Annotated in this window: 20 protein-coding genes; 8 read left to right on the top strand and 12 right to left on the bottom strand. The window is 66.2% G+C overall.

What is annotated here, in order from left to right; genetic code table 11:
- Nucleotides 1-148: 148 nt before the first annotated feature.
- The 6 genes from hslU to lptM form a co-directional block, all read right to left on the bottom strand.
- Nucleotides 149-1,492 carry an ATP-dependent protease ATPase subunit HslU gene (hslU, locus tag ACQGNJ_RS02070; protein ID WP_426687570.1) on the bottom strand — a complete coding sequence of 448 codons (1,344 nt, stop codon included), beginning with the start codon at nucleotides 1,490-1,492 and terminating at the stop codon, nucleotides 149-151.
- Between the two features lie 106 nt (nucleotides 1,493-1,598).
- Complete coding sequence (gene hslV, locus ACQGNJ_RS02065; protein ID WP_281013844.1) at nucleotides 1,599-2,135, bottom strand: ATP-dependent protease subunit HslV; 537 nt, start codon at nucleotides 2,133-2,135, stop codon at nucleotides 1,599-1,601.
- A 144-nt stretch (nucleotides 2,136-2,279) separates the two neighbouring features.
- Nucleotides 2,280-3,203 (bottom strand): tyrosine recombinase XerC, encoded by a 924-nt coding sequence (locus ACQGNJ_RS02060; RefSeq protein ID WP_426687569.1) that lies wholly within the window; start codon nucleotides 3,201-3,203, stop codon nucleotides 2,280-2,282.
- A 7-nt stretch (nucleotides 3,204-3,210) separates the two neighbouring features.
- Nucleotides 3,211-3,897: a DUF484 family protein gene (locus ACQGNJ_RS02055; RefSeq protein ID WP_426687568.1), complete on the bottom strand. Its 687-nt coding sequence runs from the start codon at nucleotides 3,895-3,897 to the stop codon at nucleotides 3,211-3,213.
- 81 nt (nucleotides 3,898-3,978) lie between these two features.
- Nucleotides 3,979-4,827 (bottom strand): diaminopimelate epimerase, encoded by an 849-nt coding sequence (gene dapF, locus ACQGNJ_RS02050; protein WP_426687567.1) that lies wholly within the window; start codon nucleotides 4,825-4,827, stop codon nucleotides 3,979-3,981.
- Between the two features lie 14 nt (nucleotides 4,828-4,841).
- Nucleotides 4,842-4,997, bottom strand: a complete 156-nt coding sequence (gene lptM, locus ACQGNJ_RS02045; protein WP_426687566.1) for an LPS translocon maturation chaperone LptM — start codon at nucleotides 4,995-4,997, stop codon at nucleotides 4,842-4,844.
- Nucleotides 4,998-5,109: 112 nt separating this feature from the next.
- Between lptM and ACQGNJ_RS02040 the strand changes: the two genes are divergently transcribed.
- Nucleotides 5,110-5,799, top strand: a complete 690-nt coding sequence (locus tag ACQGNJ_RS02040; RefSeq protein WP_426687565.1) for a hypothetical protein — start codon at nucleotides 5,110-5,112, stop codon at nucleotides 5,797-5,799.
- Between the two features lie 25 nt (nucleotides 5,800-5,824).
- Here ACQGNJ_RS02040 and ACQGNJ_RS02035 read toward each other — a convergent pair whose 3' ends face one another.
- Nucleotides 5,825-6,253 (bottom strand): UPF0158 family protein, encoded by a 429-nt coding sequence (locus ACQGNJ_RS02035; RefSeq protein ID WP_426687564.1) that lies wholly within the window; start codon nucleotides 6,251-6,253, stop codon nucleotides 5,825-5,827.
- Nucleotides 6,254-6,333: 80 nt separating this feature from the next.
- Nucleotides 6,334-6,819, bottom strand: coding sequence for a GNAT family N-acetyltransferase (locus ACQGNJ_RS02030; protein ID WP_426687563.1), 486 nt, complete (start codon nucleotides 6,817-6,819; stop codon nucleotides 6,334-6,336).
- 239 nt (nucleotides 6,820-7,058) lie between these two features.
- On the opposite strand from ACQGNJ_RS02030, the gene ACQGNJ_RS02025 reads away from it, so the two are divergent.
- Nucleotides 7,059-8,546, top strand: coding sequence for a RimK family protein (locus ACQGNJ_RS02025; protein WP_426687562.1), 1,488 nt, complete (start codon nucleotides 7,059-7,061; stop codon nucleotides 8,544-8,546).
- Nucleotides 8,547-8,594: 48 nt separating this feature from the next.
- Here ACQGNJ_RS02025 and ACQGNJ_RS02020 read toward each other — a convergent pair whose 3' ends face one another.
- Nucleotides 8,595-8,852 carry a hypothetical protein gene (locus tag ACQGNJ_RS02020; RefSeq protein WP_426687561.1) on the bottom strand — a complete coding sequence of 86 codons (258 nt, stop codon included), beginning with the start codon at nucleotides 8,850-8,852 and terminating at the stop codon, nucleotides 8,595-8,597.
- Nucleotides 8,853-8,995: 143 nt separating this feature from the next.
- On the opposite strand from ACQGNJ_RS02020, the gene aroE reads away from it, so the two are divergent.
- From aroE to ACQGNJ_RS02005, 3 genes are all read left to right on the top strand, one after another.
- A complete protein-coding gene (gene aroE, locus ACQGNJ_RS02015) occupies nucleotides 8,996-9,826 on the top strand; it encodes a shikimate dehydrogenase (RefSeq protein ID WP_426687560.1) in 831 nt (276 codons plus the stop codon).
- Nucleotides 9,823-10,089 (top strand): YkgJ family cysteine cluster protein, encoded by a 267-nt coding sequence (locus tag ACQGNJ_RS02010; protein WP_426687559.1) that lies wholly within the window; start codon nucleotides 9,823-9,825, stop codon nucleotides 10,087-10,089. Before aroE ends, ACQGNJ_RS02010 begins: the two co-directional genes overlap by 4 nt.
- A 111-nt stretch (nucleotides 10,090-10,200) precedes the next feature.
- On the top strand, nucleotides 10,201-10,743 hold the full coding sequence (locus ACQGNJ_RS02005; protein ID WP_426687558.1) for an energy transducer TonB: 543 nt from the start codon (nucleotides 10,201-10,203) through the stop codon (nucleotides 10,741-10,743).
- 14 nt (nucleotides 10,744-10,757) lie between these two features.
- Here the strand turns inward: ACQGNJ_RS02005 and ACQGNJ_RS02000 are convergent, their stop codons facing one another.
- A complete protein-coding gene (locus ACQGNJ_RS02000; protein ID WP_426687557.1) occupies nucleotides 10,758-11,090 on the bottom strand; it encodes a low molecular weight protein tyrosine phosphatase family protein in 333 nt (110 codons plus the stop codon).
- Entirely contained in the window at nucleotides 11,087-11,617 is a 531-nt protein-coding gene (locus tag ACQGNJ_RS01995; protein WP_426687556.1) for a gamma carbonic anhydrase family protein, read from the bottom strand. Before ACQGNJ_RS01995 ends, ACQGNJ_RS02000 begins: the two co-directional genes overlap by 4 nt.
- Nucleotides 11,618-11,711: 94 nt before the next feature.
- Between ACQGNJ_RS01995 and ACQGNJ_RS01990 the strand changes: the two genes are divergently transcribed.
- Nucleotides 11,712-13,769 (top strand): M3 family metallopeptidase, encoded by a 2,058-nt coding sequence (locus ACQGNJ_RS01990; RefSeq protein WP_426687555.1) that lies wholly within the window; start codon nucleotides 11,712-11,714, stop codon nucleotides 13,767-13,769.
- A 127-nt stretch (nucleotides 13,770-13,896) separates the two neighbouring features.
- Here ACQGNJ_RS01990 and ACQGNJ_RS01985 read toward each other — a convergent pair whose 3' ends face one another.
- A complete protein-coding gene (locus ACQGNJ_RS01985; protein WP_007809889.1) occupies nucleotides 13,897-14,106 on the bottom strand; it encodes a cold-shock protein in 210 nt (69 codons plus the stop codon).
- 291 nt (nucleotides 14,107-14,397) lie between these two features.
- Here ACQGNJ_RS01985 and xth point away from each other — a divergent pair, with 291 nt between their 5' ends.
- Nucleotides 14,398-15,177, top strand: a complete 780-nt coding sequence (xth, locus tag ACQGNJ_RS01980) for an exodeoxyribonuclease III (RefSeq protein WP_426687554.1) — start codon at nucleotides 14,398-14,400, stop codon at nucleotides 15,175-15,177.
- On the top strand, nucleotides 15,174-15,857 hold the full coding sequence (locus ACQGNJ_RS01975) for a YecA/YgfB family protein (protein WP_426687553.1): 684 nt from the start codon (nucleotides 15,174-15,176) through the stop codon (nucleotides 15,855-15,857). Before xth ends, ACQGNJ_RS01975 begins: the two co-directional genes overlap by 4 nt.
- Nucleotides 15,858-15,876 lie beyond the last annotated feature (19 nt).

Raw genomic sequence — 15,876 nt, 5'->3', positions numbered from 1 at the left:
AACGTTTGACGCCGCATCAACCTGACAAGCAGCACGCAACACGAAGCACAACACGATCGACAGCAGTGGCCCGAAAGCTCAGGGCAAAAGCATCATGCACCCGGGGTTGACCGGAAGTCTCCTAAGGGCTTGTTAGCGCCGTGGGAAGCTAGAGGATGTAGCGGCTGAGGTCTTCGTTCTGAACCAGGCTGCCGAGGCTGTTGTCCACATGATCGCCGTCGATAAGGTACTTTTCGCCTGTCTTGTCTGCAGCTTCGAAGGAGATTTTCTCCAGAAGACGCTCCATGACCGTATGCAGTCGCCGCGCGCCGATGTTCTCGGTGCGCTCGTTCACCTGGAACGCCACCTCGGCCAAGCGGTCGATGCCCGAGTCGGTGAACTCGATGGTGACGCCCTCGGTGCCGAGCAGGGCGACATACTGCTTGGTCAGCGCGTTGTGCGGCTCGCGCAGGATCCGCTTGAAGTCGTCCACGCTCAGCGCCGACAGCTCGACCCGGATCGGCAGGCGGCCCTGCAGCTCGGGGATCAGGTCCGACGGCTTGGCCAGCGAGAAGGCGCCCGACGCGATGAACAGCATGTGGTCGGTCTTGATCGGGCCGTACTTGGTCGACACGGTGGAACCTTCCACCAGCGGCAGCAGATCGCGCTGCACGCCCTCGCGGCTGACCCCGGCGTGGCCGTGGTCGCTGCGCTGGGCGACCTTGTCGATCTCGTCGATGAAGACGATGCCGTTCTGCTCGGCATTCTCCATCGCCTGGGCACGGATCTCCTCGTCGTTGAGCAGCTTGCCCGCCTCCTCGTCGATCAGCAGCGGCCGCGCCAGCTTGATGGCCAGCTTGCGTTGCTGGGTCTTCGCCCCGCCGATGTTCTGGAACATCTGGCGCAGCTGTGCGCCCATCTCTTCCATGCCTGGTGGCGACATGATTTCCACGCCCACGTTCATGGCGAAATCCAGCTCGATCTCGCGCTCGTCCAGCGCGCCTTCGCGCAGCTGCTTGCGCAGCTTCTGGCGGGTGTCGCCCTCGACCGCCGGGGTGGCCGGGGCGTCGTGGCTCCAGTCGGTCGGCGTGGCTTGCCGGCGCGGCAGCAGCGCGTCGAGGATGCGGTCCTCGGCGCGATCCTCGGCCTGCGAGCGCACGCGCCTGACGGCCTGTTCGCGGGTCAGTTTGTAGGCGCCGTCGGCCAGATCGCGAATGATCGATTCGACATCCTTGCCGACATAGCCGACCTCGGTGAACTTGGTTGCCTCCACCTTGACGAATGGTGCGTTGGCCAAGGTGGCCAGCCGGCGCGCGATCTCGGTCTTGCCCACGCCGGTCGGGCCGATCATCAGGATGTTCTTCGGCGTGATCTCGTTGCGCATTTCCGTCGGCAGCTGCATGCGCCGCCAGCGGCTGCGCAGCGCCACTGCCACCGCGCGCTTGGCGTCGTGCTGGCCGATGATGTAGCGGTCGAGTTCGTTGACGATTTCGCGGGGAGTGAGTTCGCTCATGGCTTCGCCGGGATTGGGGATTCGGGATTCGGGATTCGGAAGAGCTGCGGGTCGCGCATGGGGTGGGGGTTCGAGCTTTTACGAATCCCGAATCCCCAATCCCGATTCACAGCTCTTCGATCGACACGTTGTGGTTGGTATAGATGCAGATGTCGCCAGCGATCTTCAGCGCCTTCTCCACCACGGTGCGCGCATCCAGTTCGGTGTTTTCCAGCAGCGCCATGGCTGCAGACTGCGCGAACGGGCCACCGGAGCCGATCGCGATCAGGCCGTGCTCGGGTTCGACCACGTCGCCATTGCCGGAGATCAGCAGCGACACTTCCTTGTCGGCCACCGCCAGCATTGCCTCGAGCTTGCCGAAGCGGCGATCGGTGCGCCATTCCTTGGCCATCTCCACCGCGGCGCGGGTGAGGTTGTTGTTGTGCTTCTCGAGCTTCTGCTCGAACAACTCGAACAGCGTGAATGCATCGGCGGTGGCGCCGGCGAAACCGGCCACCACCTCGCCGGTCTTGCCGAGCCGGCGCACCTTGCGCGCATTGCCCTTCATCACCGTGTTGCCCAGCGTGACCTGGCCGTCGCTGCCGATCACGACGCGGCCTTCGCGACGGACGCAGACAATGGTGGTGGCGTGGAAGGATTCCATACAAATCTCCAAGGTTGAACGAACCAGATGGGGACGAGCGACCGAGGCTTCAACGTGCGAGCTGGAAGTGAGTGGAGAGGAGTGAGAAGTGAGAGAAAGCAGGTTGCGCAGCGCGCTCTCCTCTCACTTCTCACTCCTCTCCACTCACTCCTCGCTTTTCGCCCCTCGCTTCATCCGCGCCCGCGGATGGGCGGCGTCATACACCTTCGCCAGATGCTGGAAATCGAGATGGGTGTAGATCTGCGTGGTGGCGATGTCGGCGTGGCCGAGCAGCTCCTGTACGGCGCGCAGGTCGCCGGAGGACTCCAGCATGTGGCTGGCGAAGGTGTGCCGCAGCAAGTGCGGATGGATGTGCCTGGGAATGCCCTGCTGCAGCGCCAATGTCTTCATGCGCAGCTGCACGGTACGCGGATTGATCGGGGCGTCGCCGCGTCCGCGGAAGATCGGTCCGTCCGCCGGCATGCCCTGCTCGGCGCCCAGCGCGCGCAAGGCGGCGATGGCGTGGCGGCCGACGGGCACGATGCGGGTCTTGCTGCCCTTGCCGAGGACGCGGACTTCGCCTTCGTCCAGGCTGAGGTCGATCCAGCGCAGTCCGACCAGTTCGGACAGACGCAGACCGCTGGAATAGAACAGTTCCAGCATCGCGCGGTCGCGCCGCGCCAGCTTGCCGCCGCTGTCGGTTTCGACCAGCGCGCTCGCCTCGTCCACATCAAGCACCTGCGGCAGCTTGCGGCGAACCTTCGGCCCGCGCACGCCGAGCAGCGGATCATGCGCCAGTGCGCCTTCGCGACTGAGCTGGCGGAACAGGCTGCGGCAGGAGGACAGCAGGCGCTGCAGGCTCTTCGGCGCCAGGCCATCATCCTTGCCCGGCGTGCCGCGGTGTTCGCTGGCGATGAAGCTGCGCATCCGGCTTGTGTCCAGCGCATCGAATGAACCCAGCCGCTGTTCCTGCATGTAGCGCAACAGCTTGGCCAGGTCACGACGGTAGCCGGCGATGGTATGCGGCGAGGCATGCCGCTCACCACCGAGGCGGGCCAGCCACGCTTCGACCTGTTGCGCGGGACTCATCGACGCCTCAGGAGACGTCCCGCGAGCGCGCCAGGGCGGCAGTGATCGTGGCGGCGATCATTTTCAGGAACAGGTTGCCCATGCCCGGCTGGAAGCGATCCGGGCTGGCGCTGCCGATCGCCAGGATGCCGCTGTCGCCCAGCCGCATCATCGCCACCGACTGGATCTGCGCGGCATCGGCACCGAACAGGCGCTCGAGTTTCTCGGCCGACAGCCGCCCCGACACCGGTTCGTTCTTGTGCAGGAATTCGGCGAACTCCGGCAAGGCAGCCGCTCCCTCGGGAATCTGCTGCATCCAGTCCGTACGCGGCAACCGGGGTTCGTCGCCGAACAGCAGCAGGCGCACCTGCTCGGTGTGAAAGTCCGCCGACAGCTTGGCGATCACCGTGCGCACGGTCACTTCCATGGTGTTCGCCCGCAGCAGGGCCACGGTCAAAGCATGCACCCGCTCCATCAGCTGTTCATTCTCGGCCGCGATCGACACCAGTTCGGCCAGCTGGCGTTCCAGCTCCGCGTTCTTGTCGCGCAGACTCTGCAGCTGATACACCGCCAGCGACGACACGGCGCCCTGTGCGCGCGGCATGGTCAGTTTGGCGGCAAGCTCGGGATACTCGCTGAGAAACTCCGGATGGCGCTTCAGATAGGCGGCCACCACCCGGGCCTGGGTGGCATCGTCGAGCAGGGTTGCGGTCATGCGCGGGATTCCTCGAACCGTGGCGCGGCGCGCGCAGGATGCGGCCGTCTGGCTGGAGTGTGCGATGGACCGGGGCGCGCTTCAACCGCCGATAGCTGGAACCGGCCACTCGCCCTCGAAAACGAAAGCGGCCGGGCCGGTCATCCGCAACCGGTGGCCGGCGCCAGCCCAGTCGATGCGCAGGCTGCCGCCAGGCAGCTCGACGACGACCGCGTCGTCCACTTCGCCGCGCTGATGCAGTACCGCCATCGCGGCACAGGCGCCGCTGCCACAGGCGCGCGTCCAGCCGGCGCCGCGCTCGTGCACGCGCAGGCGCAGGTGGCCGCGGTCCAGCTGCAACACGAAGCCCGCGTTGACTCGCTCGGCAAAGCGCGGATGGGAGGTCAGCAGCGGACCGAGTTGCTCCAGCGCGGGATCGGCGAGGTCGGAGACCGACACCACCGCATGCGGATTGCCCATCGACACCGCGCCGAACTCGATCGTCCGCTGCCCGGCAACAATCTGGTAGCGATCTGCCCTCGCCGCCGCCGCCAGCGGAACGCGGGCCGGCTCGAACACCGGCTCGCCCATGTCCACGGTGACTTTGTGCGGGCCGAGCAGCGTCACCGACACCGGGCCGGACGGACTTTCGATCAGCACCGGTTCGCCGATCGCCAGCGCGCCGGCGCGGTGCAGCCATGCCGCCACGCAGCGCACGCCGTTGCCGCACTGTCCCGACGACGAACCATCGGCATTCCAGATGCCGTAGTAGAACGCGCAGGCCGGGTCGCGTGCCGGCTCGATGCTCAGCAACTGGTCGAAGCCCACCCCCGTGTGGCGATCGCCCAGCGCGCGGATCTGCTCCGGCTGCAGCGCGAATGCCTGCTGCCGGCAATCCAGCACGACAAAATCGTTGCCGATGCCGTGCATCTTGGAAAAGTGCAGTTGCATGGGTGGGCGCCCGTTCAGCGCGGCTGGCTGGCCGGCACGACTGCTGCCGGGGCGGCAACGGTGGACGCCCCGGCCGGATGGGTCGGCAGCACCAGCGGGCCCTTGTTGCCGCAACCGGCAAGCGCGACAAGGACCAGGCAGGACAAGAACAGCAGGCGGGCTCGGGACATGATCAGGTTTCCTGTTGACGCGCGCAGTATAGCGAGGCGCGGCCGGCCAACCGCGGCGGCGCCCGCTATCATGGCCCGATGATCGCCGTTGGCGACGACGAGGGTGGAGACGATGGACTGGAGCGCACTTCTGCGTCTGCCGACGACCATGCTGCTGGTGCTGGCGGCGGTGCTTGCCCTGATCACCCTGGTGCAGCTGGTGGCCGTGCGGCAGCGTCTGCATGGCGGCCGTCGCCTGGCAGCCAGCTGGCGCGCGCTGCTGTGCCTGGTCTGCTTCGTGCTCACCTTGCTGCTCGCCGGCAGCGGTTACGCCTTGCGCGGCTACCGCCTGCTCGGCGAGGAGGCGCCGGTGGTGGAGATCGACGCGCGCATCCTGTCGCCACAGCGCTGGTCATTGCTGCTCACCTGGCCCGATGGCAGCACGCGCCAGCTGGAACTGGCGGGCGACGACTGGCGCATCGAGGCGGTCGTCTTGAAGTGGAAGTTGCCCGCCTTGCTGGCCGGCGTGCCGCCGCTGTATCGGCTCGATCGGCTGTCCGGTCGCTACGACGACGCAGCCCAGGAGCTGAACGCGCCGCGCACGGTGATCAGTTTCGGCGACACCGGCGCCTTTGATCTGCTCAACCTGAAAAAGCGCTACTCGCGCTGGTTGCCCGAGGTGGACACGGTGTATGGCAGCGGTGCCTTCCTGCCGCTGGTCGACCAGGGACACTACAGCGTGAGCCTGATGCGCACTGGCGCGCTGGTGGCACGCCCCGACGAGGCGACCGAGCGACGCATCGGGCAGCCGTTGGGTGGTTGATCCGTGTGATTGATCCGCGCCGCGCTCAATCGCGTATCCCGACCTCGTTGTCGACGCACCACTGACGCATCGCCTCGCCCTGTCGGCGCTGCTGGTACGCGTGCCACGCGCTCAGCATGTCGCGCCGTTCCAGCAGATGCTTGAAACGCCGATAGGCACCCCGGTGATGGAAGATGTCGCGAACCTGATCCTGCGCATCCGGCAGGCACTCTGCCGTGAAATCGCGCACCAGCTGCTGGCCAAGATCGAGGTCGTGCCAGTGTGGGATCGGAAGGTACTTGTCGGTGTCCTCCACATCGTCCGGCAGCGCCTCCAGGTTGTCGCCGATCTCCGAGTGGAAATGGAACTCCCCCGTCGGCACACAGAGATAGGCCGTGTTCTCGCCAGGCGCGCTGCTACCGACGTACTCGAACGCGTAAAACAGGTCAGCCGTGCGGATGGGGATGCGGTTCATGGCGTCGCTCCATGTGCTTCACGTCAGGCCGGCTGACGTGTCAGTTGCGGCCCGGTCCGATCATGCGCCCGCGCCCGCATTCAGCCCAGCGGCTTCTCGTATCGCCACGCATCGGCGCCGTCCTGGTAGTACTTCGCATAGCGGCCGATCCGATGGAAGCCTTCCCGTTCGTACAAGCCGATGGCAGCGGCGTTCCCGTCGCGCACTTCCAGCCGCAGGGCCTTGCAGCCACGGCGACGGGCAGCGTCGGCGGCGGCTTCGAGCAGCGCAGCGCCGACACCCTGGCCGCGTACCTCGGGCTGGGTTGCCAGCGAGTAGAGACGCGCCACGCTACCGTGTTTGCGAAAGAACAGCACGGCACTGCCGAGCAGGCCGCGATGGTTGCTGGTGGCCACGATCACCACGGCAGAGTCGCTGTCCAGATGGCGGCGATACTGCGCGCGACTGAGCCGGTCGCTGCTGAAGCTGCGCTGTTCCAGAGCCACCAGATCGTCCAGGTCCGAGGTGGCCGCGCGGCGTACGCGCGTGGGTGCGGGCGCTGGCGGCGTGTCCGCAGATTCGGGCAAGGCGCGGCGAGCGTGGGCAGGCGAGGGAGTGGAGGCAGGAGTCGGCACGCACGGACTCTAGCAGCCGACGAGCCGGTGGTGTGCGGGAACACGCTGTCGTCGGCGCCTTTCCCGTTTAATCACCCTTCAGCGCTTTCCCTTGTACCGCGCGGGCGCTGTGCCAAACTGCGCGCCTTGCCTGTCCGCCCAAGCTCCCTTGCGGGGTTCGGACGCCATCGCCACTTCGTCCGAGTGAAGTCATGACCCGTCTGGTCATCGTTGTCGAAAAAGCTTCCGACTGGGGTTCGTACTATCCGTCCGTCGACGTCGTGAGCGCGATGGACTACCTGCGCAAACCGGTCGACAGCGACGACGAGCGCACCCACGTGCTCAACCTGTGCCGCAGCTACAAATACCTCGGCACCGGCTACTACGTGTCGCTGCTGGCCGAGGCGCGCGGGCACAAGGTGATGCCTTCGGTGCGCACGGTGAACGACCTGCGCCGGCGCTCGCTGTACGGCCTGGACATCGACGACCTCAATCAGAAGCTGACCCACTTCCTGCCGGCCGGTGGACGCGACACCACCGATTTCGGCATCCTGGTCTACTTCGGCGAGACGGCGTATCCGGCGCTGCAGGACCTGGCCCGGCAGGTGTTCGAAATGTTTCCCTGCCCGCTGTTGCGCATCGAGTTCGAGCGCGATCGCGTGTGGCAGGTCAGTTCGATCAAGCCGGTCGGTCTGCATACCCTGGACGATGCACAGGAGGATGCGTTCGCCGAGGAGCTGGACCGCTTCTCGCGCAAGCTGTGGCGCAAGCCGCGCGCGCGCCGCCAGTTCCGCTACGACCTGGCGATGCTGGTCGACCCGGCCGAGCAGATGCCGCCATCGAACAAGAAGGCACTGAAGGCATTCGTCGCTGCCGGCAAGGAACTCGGCATCGAGGTCGACCCGATCGGCAAGAACGACTACCAGCGGCTGGCCGAGTACGACGGCCTGTTCATCCGCGAGACCACCGCGTCGGACAACCACACCTACCGCTTCGCCCACCGCGCGGAGAAGGAAGGCATGGTGGTGATCGACGACCCCACGTCGATCCTGCGTTGCACCAACAAGATCTTCCTCAACGACCTGATGGTCTCGCGCAAGCTGGCGGTGCCGCGCACCGAGATTCTGTATCGCGACGACAGCAAGGGGACCAAGGAAGTCGTCGCCAAGCTCGGCTTCCCGCTGGTGCTGAAGATTCCCGACGGCTCGTTCTCGCGCGGCGTGGTCAAGGTCGAGGACGAAGCGGCACTGGCGGCCGCCGCCAGCGGCCTGTTCCAGCACAGCGCACTGCTGCTGGCGCAGGAATATGTCTATACCGAATTCGACTGGCGCATCGGCGTGCTCAATCGCGAGCCGCTGTACGCGTGCAAATACTTCATGTCACGCGGCCACTGGCAGATCTACAACCACGGCGCGAAAGGCACGGCGAAATCCGGCGGTTTCGAGACGATCGCGATAAGGGACGCGCCAGCCGAAGTGGTCAAGCTGGCGCTGAAGGCCACCCAGGCGATCGGCGACGGTCTGTACGGCGTCGACCTGAAACAGGTCGGCAACCGGCCGGTGGTGATCGAGGTCAACGACAATCCGTCGATCGATGCCGGTGTCGAAGATGCTCACCTCGGCGACGAGCTGTACCTGCGCGTCATGCAGGAGTTCCTGCGCCGGATGGAGCGCAAGCGCCAGGGCGGCAACGCCCGCTGACCGGCGTGCCTTCTCCCTTCCGGGTGGGGAGGCGTTGCTGTTTCCGCACTAATGCCAGATCGCGCCGCACATCACGGGCCGACGCGGCCGGCGCAGTGCCAGCAGTTGCCGCGGCAGCGCGGGTTCCAGCACCAGCAGCACAACCAGCGGTGCAGCAAGCAGCCAGAACGCCGGCGTCCAGCCGAGCAGTGCGGTATGCGCCGGCACCAGCGTGCTCAGCAGCAGTGCGCTGCCGGCGAACAGCCACAGCACGGCGGCGCCGAGCAGACGTTGTTGATGCGGTGAGGTCGGGACTTGCGTGCGCATGAGAGGTCTCCTCGGGAAGGTGCCGGCAGCTTGGGCGGCACCTATCTCACCGGTTGCGACCGCCGCCCGCGCCGTGTGTCGAATGTCGCCCGTCCACGGCCCGCTGCGTAGAATGGATACCGGACTTCACTCAAGGTAAGCGCATGCCAGTTGCCCAGTTCGCCGTGTTTGGCCATCCGATCGGGCACAGCCTGTCGCCGCGGATCCACCATGCATTCGCGCAGCAGTTCGGCATCGAACTGGAATACCGCGCGATCGATGCGGCGCCGGCCGACTTCGCCGAGGGGGTACGGGGTTTCTTCGCCGACGGTGGCCGCGGTGCGAACGTCACCTTGCCGCACAAGGCTGCCGCGTTTGCACTGGCCGACCAGCACAGCGCGGCGGCCACCCGCGTCGGCAGCGCCAACGTGCTGACCGGGCTGGCCGATGGCCGCCTGGCCGCGCACAACACCGATGGTGCCGGCATGGTGCGCGACATCACCGAACGCCACGAGCTGGACCTGCGCGGACACACCGCGCTGCTGCTGGGCGCCGGCGGCGCCGCGCATGGCGTGGCGTGGAACCTGCTGGACGCTGGCGTGGAAACCCTGACCATCGTCAACCGCTCACCCGCCGCGGCTGACGTGCTGGCCGATGCGATCGGCGAACCAGCGCGGGCATACACACGTTATTGGGACGACCTGGCCGACATCGGCAGCTACGACCTGATCGTCAACGCCACCTCGGCCGGCGTACTGGGCAAGGCTTTGCAGCTGCCGCTTTCGCTGATCGGTGCGCGCGCGCTGTGCTACGACCTGTCCTACGGCGCCGCCGCCAGCAGCTTCCTGACGTGGGCAAGAGCTGCCGGTGCACGTTACGCGGTCGACGGCCTCGGCATGCTGGTGGAAACCGCCGCCGACGCGTTCGAACTGTGGCACGGCCAGCGACCGGACACCAACCCGGTCTATCAGTCCCTGCGCCAGCAGACAGCGTGACGTCGGCGGTTTGTCGGGTCGGCTGCGGCGCCTGCTGCATCGCGCCGTCGATTTCCTCGCCGATTCCCGGCATGCCGAACGGCAAGCCGGCCGGTGTGCGCTGCGTGCAACTGACTGCGGATAATCGTTGCACGATCTTCGGACACCCCGAACGTCCCGCGATCTGCGGCAGCCTGCGCGCCGAGCCGGTGATGTGCGGCAGCAACCGCGCACATGCGCTGGCCTGGCTGGCCCAACTCGAAGTGGCCACCACGACAGTCTGATGCGGCACGCCACATGGCTGAAACAAAGCGCCGCCAAGATACCGCCAGCCGCCGGGAGCGCGTCGATGACGGAAGCTCCAGCGCGCGGCCATCGTCTGTGCAGCAGGTGTCATGTCCCGCTTTCTTTCCGCCGTATCGCATCGATACGCGCTTGCGATCGTCTCGTTGCTGGTGCTGGCCGCGGCCGTCGGGATCTTCTGGCATAGCCAGGCGGCGGCGAACGCCTCGATCAATGAAACCACTTCGTCCGTGGGCGAGCTGCCTGCGGCAGCGGCCGACGGTGCGCGGAGCGGCAGCGCCATCCTGCTCGGGCTGGCCCGCGACGCGATGCAGGACGGGCGACTGGTCGCGCCGGCCGGCAGCAACGCGTTCGAGTTCTACCTCAGCGTGCTGCAGCTGGAGCCGGACAACCGCACTGCCCAGGAAGCCCTGCGTGAATCGTTTGCACGCGCCTCGGTAGAGATTGAGCGCACGATCAACCACAAGGACCTCGAAGAGGCGAGGCGGGAGATCGATCTGCTGCGCGAGTTCGACCGCAACAATTTCACCCTGTCCCTGCTTGGCGGCAAGCTCGCCGCCGCACGCACCATCCTGACCAGGCAGCACGAGGCCGAAGCCGAACGCATCCGCCAGACCCATGCCGCGGCGCTGTGATCGCAGGTCCAGGATCAACCCGGCAGCGGCCCCGCCTTCTTCAGCAACAACGCGATCAACCCGGGCTGCATGAAGCCGTAGTCGTCGGGGATGTCCAGGCAGAGGATCTTCTTGCCCCGAAGGTGTTTGCGGTGGCGCATCTGCAGCCACCGTCGATGGACCGCTTCCATCACCACGATGAGGTCGGCCCATGCCAGTTGTTCGGCCGACACCGTGACCTCGGCATCGTCGGCGAGACCCGCCGAATCGACCTCAAGCTGCGGCCAGACGCCGAATACCCGTTCGGCGGTGGGACTGCGCAGGCGGTTGCGGCTGCACAGGAACAGTACGCGGCGAGGTGTCGTCACGCGGCCAGGTAGGCGTCCTTCAGCCGTACGTAGTGGTCGGCCGAATAATGCAGGTGTTCGATCTGAGCGTCGCTGAGCAGGCGCACAAAGCGCGCCGGATTGCCCAGCCACAGCTCGCGTTCGCCGACCACCTTGCCCGGCGACAGCAGGCTGCCGGCGCCGACGAAACCGTACTTGTGGACGACCGCGCCATCCATCACGGTGGCATGCATGCCGATCATGCAGTAGTCGCCGATGGTGCAGGCGTGCACCACGGCGGCATGGCCGATGGTGACGCCCTCGCCGATCAGGCACGGATAGCCCGGGCCGTAAGGGCCGGCGTGGGCGACATGCACGATGCTGCCATCCTGGATACTGGTCTTCGCCCCGACACAGATGTGGTTGACGTCGCCACGCAGCACCGTGCCGGGCCAGATCGAGACGTCGTCGCCCAGCACCACGTGGCCGATCACGCTGGCGGCGGGGTCGACATACACGCGCTGGCCGAGGGTGGGCGCAACGCCCTTGAAGCTGCGCAGGGAATTCATTCGCGCATTCTAGCGACGTGGCATCGTCGTCACATCATCGTGCTTGATTTCGCCCCACGTGATCGCCACGCTGATGGTCCGAACAGGAGCCTTCATGAGTCACGACAACCCCCTGCTGGCCGACGACATCCTGCCGGCCTTCTCGCAGATTCGCCCCGAGCATGTCACCCCGGCGATCGACGTGCTGCTGGCCGACTACCGCGCCGGTATCGACGCGCTGCTGGCGCCCGGCGCGCCACGCGATTTCGCCACGGTGATGCTGACCCAGGAACGGCTGGAGCAACGGTTGGCGCGGGCCTGGGCGCCGGTCTCCCACCTGCATTCCGTGGCCGACAATGAAGCCCTGCGCAAGGTCTACGCGCCGGCCGAGGAAAAGCTCACCGACCACGCGATCGAGCTGGGCCAGAACCGCGATCTCTACGCCGCGGTGCAGGCGCTGGCCGATGCGCCGGCATTCCAGGCCCTGCCGCGGCCCGAACGCGCGCTGGTCGAACATGCCTTGCGCGACTTCCGGCTGTCCGGCGTGGCGCTCGACGAACCGGCGCGCTCGCGCTTTCGCGAGATCGGCGTGGAGCTGTCCAGACTCTCCACCGAGTTCTCCAATGCCGTACTCGATGCCAGCGAGGCATGGCATGAACACGTTACCGACGAGCGCGACCTTGCCGGCATCCCGGACTCCGGTCGCGCGGTGCTGCGCCAGTACGCCGAGGACCAGCAGCTGGACGGCTACCTGGTGACCCTGAAGCAGCCCAGCGTGCAGGCCGTACTCACCTATGCCGACAATCGCAGCCTGCGCGAACGGGTGTACTGGGCTTATCAGACGCGCGCGTCCGATCAGGGTCCGGACGCAGGCAAGTTCGACAACAGCGAGCGCATCGAGCAGATCATGGCGCTGCGTCACGAGGCGGCGCAGCTGCTTGGCTTCGCCAACGCCGCCGAGGAATCGCTGGCCACCAAGATGGCCGCTTCGCCCACCGAAGTGCTGGAATTCCTGCACGACCTGGCCGCCCGTGCGAAACCGGTGGCGCAGCAGGAACTGGCCACGCTGCGCGCCTTTGCCCACGCCGAATTGCAACTGGACAACCTGGAGCCCTGGGACGTCGGCTATGCCTCGGAAAAGCTGCGCCAGCGCCAGTACACGCTGGACGAAGAGCAACTGAAGCCGTACTTCCCGCTGCCGGCGGTGCTTGAGGGACTGTTCGGCCTCACCGAAAGGCTCTACGGCATCACCCTGTCACAACGCGATGGCGTCGACGTGTGGCATCCCGAGGTGCGCTATTACGATGTACGCGATGTTGCCGGGCGGGTGTTCGCCGGCGCCTATATCGACCTGTACGCGCGCAACGGCAAACGCGGCGGCGCATGGATGGATGTCTGTCGCGCACGCTTCGACGACGGCACGGAAAACCAACTGCCGGTGGCCTTTCTCACCTGCAATTTCGCCCCACCCACCGACGGCAAGCCGGCCTTGCTCACGCATGACGATGTGCTGACCCTGTTCCACGAATTCGGCCATGGCCTGCATCACCTGCTCACCGACATCGCACTGCCTTCCATCGGCGGCATCGACGGCGTCGAATGGGACGCCGTGGAACTGCCCAGCCAGTTCATGGAGAACTTCGGCTGGAACCGTGCAGCGCTGGACCTGTTCGCCAGACATCACGAAACCGGCGAGCGGCTGCCGGACGAACTGTTCGAACGCATGCTCGCTGCGCGCCACTTCCACGCCGGCCTGTTCCTGGTGCGCCAGCTTGAGTTTGCCCTGTTCGATTTCCTGCTGCATCTGGAGTACGAGCCGGCGCAAGGTGCGCGCACGCTCGCCGTGCTGGAGCGGGCGCGCAAGCAGGTTGCGGTGCTGCATCCGCCGGCATGGCAGCGGTTTCCCCATGGCTTCAGCCACGTGTTCGCCGGCGGCTATGCAGCGGGCTACTACAGCTATCTGTGGGCGGAGCTGCTCAGCGCCGATGCCTTCGGCGAGTTCGAGGAGCGTGCGCAGGAGAGCGGCAGCGTCATCGATCGCGCCACCGGCGAACGCTTCCGTCGCGAGTTCCTGGCCGTGGGCGCCAGTCGGCCGGCGCTGGAAAGTTTCATCGCCTTCCGTGGCCGCAAACCCAGGCCGGAAGCGCTGTTGCGCAGCCACGGTCTGGCCTGACCGGGCCAGACGAGAGCAAGGCCAGGGTCGGGGTCACTGCCGTGACCCTGCTGCACCGGGTCAAACGCCGGGCAAGAAAAAACCCGCCGAAGCGGGTTTCTTCAAGACCGCTCAATTCCCGAGGGAATCAGGCGACCTGGACTTCCTCAGCCTGCAGGCCTTTCTGGCCCTTGGTGACGACGAACGTGACGCGCTGGCCTTCCTGCAAGGACTTGAAGCCCGTGCCCTGGATCGCGCGGAAATGCACGAACAGGTCGTCACCGCTTTCCGGGGTGATGAAGCCAAAACCCTTGGCGTCGTTGAACCACTTGACTGTACCGCTCTGACGATCCGACATGTAACATTACCTTTGAAGCTATGGATGATTTGCGGCTCTTGGCGACATGCGCCGAACCGCAATAGAAGCAGGAGTTCGCCTTTACGCGGAACTCTTGCTCGACCAGCATACACCGGTTGCTGGCGTTTTGGTGGGTTTTTTGCGCAGACGTCCCCGAACCTGCATTCCGGCTCACCGAAAACCGCCCCCGAGTGCCTGAAGGTGGCGCCGTGGCGCCATTTCCGGTCGTTTCGTGGTTGGCTGCCGCGGTCCGCCACAACCCGTGCTGACGCTTGCCTTTACAATGTGGCGATGAAGATCGCCTCGTGGAACGTCAATTCGTTGAAGGTGCGCCTGCCACACCTCACCCAGTGGCTGGCCGATGCACAGCCCGACGTGGTGGCGCTGCAGGAAACCAAGCTGGAAGACGCGAAGTTTCCGGTCGACGAACTGGCTGCCGCGGGCTACCGCGCCGTGTATTCGGGCCAGAAAACCTACAATGGCGTGGCGATCCTGGCTCGCGACGAAGTCCACGGCGGTTTCGGCGACATCGTCACCGACATCCCCGGGCTGGACGATCCGCAGCGCCGCATCCTCGCCGCGACCATCGGCGGGCTGCGCGTGGTGGATCTGTACGTGGTCAACGGCAAGGCGGTCGGTGACGAGAAATACGCCTACAAGCTGGACTGGCTGGCCAGGGTGCGCGAATTCCTGGCGCGCGAGCAGGAGCGCCACCCGAACCTCGTGGTACTCGGCGACTTCAACATCTGCCCGGACGATCGCGATGTCTACGATCCGGTCGCCTGGGGCGAGGATATCCTCTGCTCGCCGCCGGAGCGCGCCGCGCTCAAGGCGATCACCGACCTCGGCCTGCACGACAGTTTCCGCCTGTTCCAGCCCGAAGCCGGGCACTTCAGCTGGTGGGACTACCGGCAGGCAGCTTTCCGCCGCAACATGGGCTTGCGCATCGATCTGATCCTGATCGGCGAGGCTTTGAAATCCGCCGCCACCGCGGCGACGATCGACCGCGAACCGCGCCGCTGGGAGCGACCCTCCGACCACACGCCGGTGACGCTGGAACTGGACTTATGAACGACATGACCAAAGCCGAATGGCCCAGCTCGCTGGATGACAACGAACTGGAAGAATTGGACCGCTACCTGCGCGCGCACAGCGGCGAAGGCGACCTGCTGCTGGATGGCGTGCACGGCCTGCTCAGCGCGCTGACGGTCGGACCGCTGCTGGTGCTGCCCGATGAGTGGCTGCATGAAGTGCTGCACGAGCCGTTCGCCGATGAAGGCGAGGGCAATCGCGTGCTGGCGCTGCTGGCCAAGCTCAACGATTCGATCAGCGCCGAGCTCGACGTCGATGCCTACGAGCCGATCCTTGGCGAAGTGGAGATGGAAGGCGGCCCGATGCTGTCGGCCGCCGGCTGGTGCGAAGGTTTCAGTCGCGGCATCGACCTGCGCGCCGCGCTGTGGGAAAACCGCCTGGCCGAGGATCCGCAGCTGATGGAACTGCTCGGCCCGGTGATGGCGCTGGCGGTGGACGAAGGCATCCTCAGTGCCGACACCGAATTCGAAAAGCTCAGCGAAGAAGAGTACGACGAGTGCCTGGCCCAGGTGCCGGCGGTGCTTGGCGCGGTGAACCAGTATTGGCAGGCCAAGCCCGCCACCGAGGCCGAAGTGGAGACCATGGTGCTGCAGCAGCGCCCGGGCAAGGAAGAAGAGTCCGTGCCACCGCGCCAGCGCAGCGGCCACTGGGTGCACTGAACAGATCCTGCGGGAAGCT

It is taken from the genome of Rhodanobacter ginsengiterrae, assembly GCF_050026815.1.
Taxonomy (GTDB): domain Bacteria; phylum Pseudomonadota; class Gammaproteobacteria; order Xanthomonadales; family Rhodanobacteraceae; genus Rhodanobacter; species Rhodanobacter ginsengiterrae.
Note: the sequence above shows the minus strand (reverse complement) of the source record. Positions and strands in the feature narration are given on the sequence as shown.

What these genes read in the sequence shown, in the direction of transcription:
- ACQGNJ_RS01995 (WP_426687556.1), bottom strand. Translation starts at nt 11,617, where the DNA reads ATGAATTCCCTGCGCAGCTTCAAGGGCGTTGCGCCCACCCTCGGCCAG.
- ACQGNJ_RS02060 (WP_426687569.1), bottom strand. Translation starts at nt 3,203, where the DNA reads ATGAGTCCCGCGCAACAGGTCGAAGCGTGGCTGGCCCGCCTCGGTGGT.
- ACQGNJ_RS02005 (WP_426687558.1), top strand. Translation starts at nt 10,201, where the DNA reads ATGTCCCGCTTTCTTTCCGCCGTATCGCATCGATACGCGCTTGCGATC.
- xth (WP_426687554.1), top strand. Translation starts at nt 14,398, where the DNA reads ATGAAGATCGCCTCGTGGAACGTCAATTCGTTGAAGGTGCGCCTGCCA.
- aroE (WP_426687560.1), top strand. Translation starts at nt 8,996, where the DNA reads ATGCCAGTTGCCCAGTTCGCCGTGTTTGGCCATCCGATCGGGCACAGC.
- hslU (WP_426687570.1), bottom strand. Translation starts at nt 1,492, where the DNA reads ATGAGCGAACTCACTCCCCGCGAAATCGTCAACGAACTCGACCGCTAC.
- ACQGNJ_RS02055 (WP_426687568.1), bottom strand. Translation starts at nt 3,897, where the DNA reads ATGACCGCAACCCTGCTCGACGATGCCACCCAGGCCCGGGTGGTGGCC.
- dapF (WP_426687567.1), bottom strand. Translation starts at nt 4,827, where the DNA reads ATGCAACTGCACTTTTCCAAGATGCACGGCATCGGCAACGATTTTGTC.
- hslV (WP_281013844.1), bottom strand. Translation starts at nt 2,135, where the DNA reads ATGGAATCCTTCCACGCCACCACCATTGTCTGCGTCCGTCGCGAAGGC.
- ACQGNJ_RS02020 (WP_426687561.1), bottom strand. Translation starts at nt 8,852, where the DNA reads ATGCGCACGCAAGTCCCGACCTCACCGCATCAACAACGTCTGCTCGGC.
- ACQGNJ_RS02025 (WP_426687562.1), top strand. Translation starts at nt 7,059, where the DNA reads ATGACCCGTCTGGTCATCGTTGTCGAAAAAGCTTCCGACTGGGGTTCG.
- ACQGNJ_RS02040 (WP_426687565.1), top strand. Translation starts at nt 5,110, where the DNA reads ATGGACTGGAGCGCACTTCTGCGTCTGCCGACGACCATGCTGCTGGTG.
- ACQGNJ_RS02035 (WP_426687564.1), bottom strand. Translation starts at nt 6,253, where the DNA reads ATGAACCGCATCCCCATCCGCACGGCTGACCTGTTTTACGCGTTCGAG.
- ACQGNJ_RS01975 (WP_426687553.1), top strand. Translation starts at nt 15,174, where the DNA reads ATGAACGACATGACCAAAGCCGAATGGCCCAGCTCGCTGGATGACAAC.
- ACQGNJ_RS01990 (WP_426687555.1), top strand. Translation starts at nt 11,712, where the DNA reads ATGAGTCACGACAACCCCCTGCTGGCCGACGACATCCTGCCGGCCTTC.
- ACQGNJ_RS01985 (WP_007809889.1), bottom strand. Translation starts at nt 14,106, where the DNA reads ATGTCGGATCGTCAGAGCGGTACAGTCAAGTGGTTCAACGACGCCAAG.
- lptM (WP_426687566.1), bottom strand. Translation starts at nt 4,997, where the DNA reads ATGTCCCGAGCCCGCCTGCTGTTCTTGTCCTGCCTGGTCCTTGTCGCG.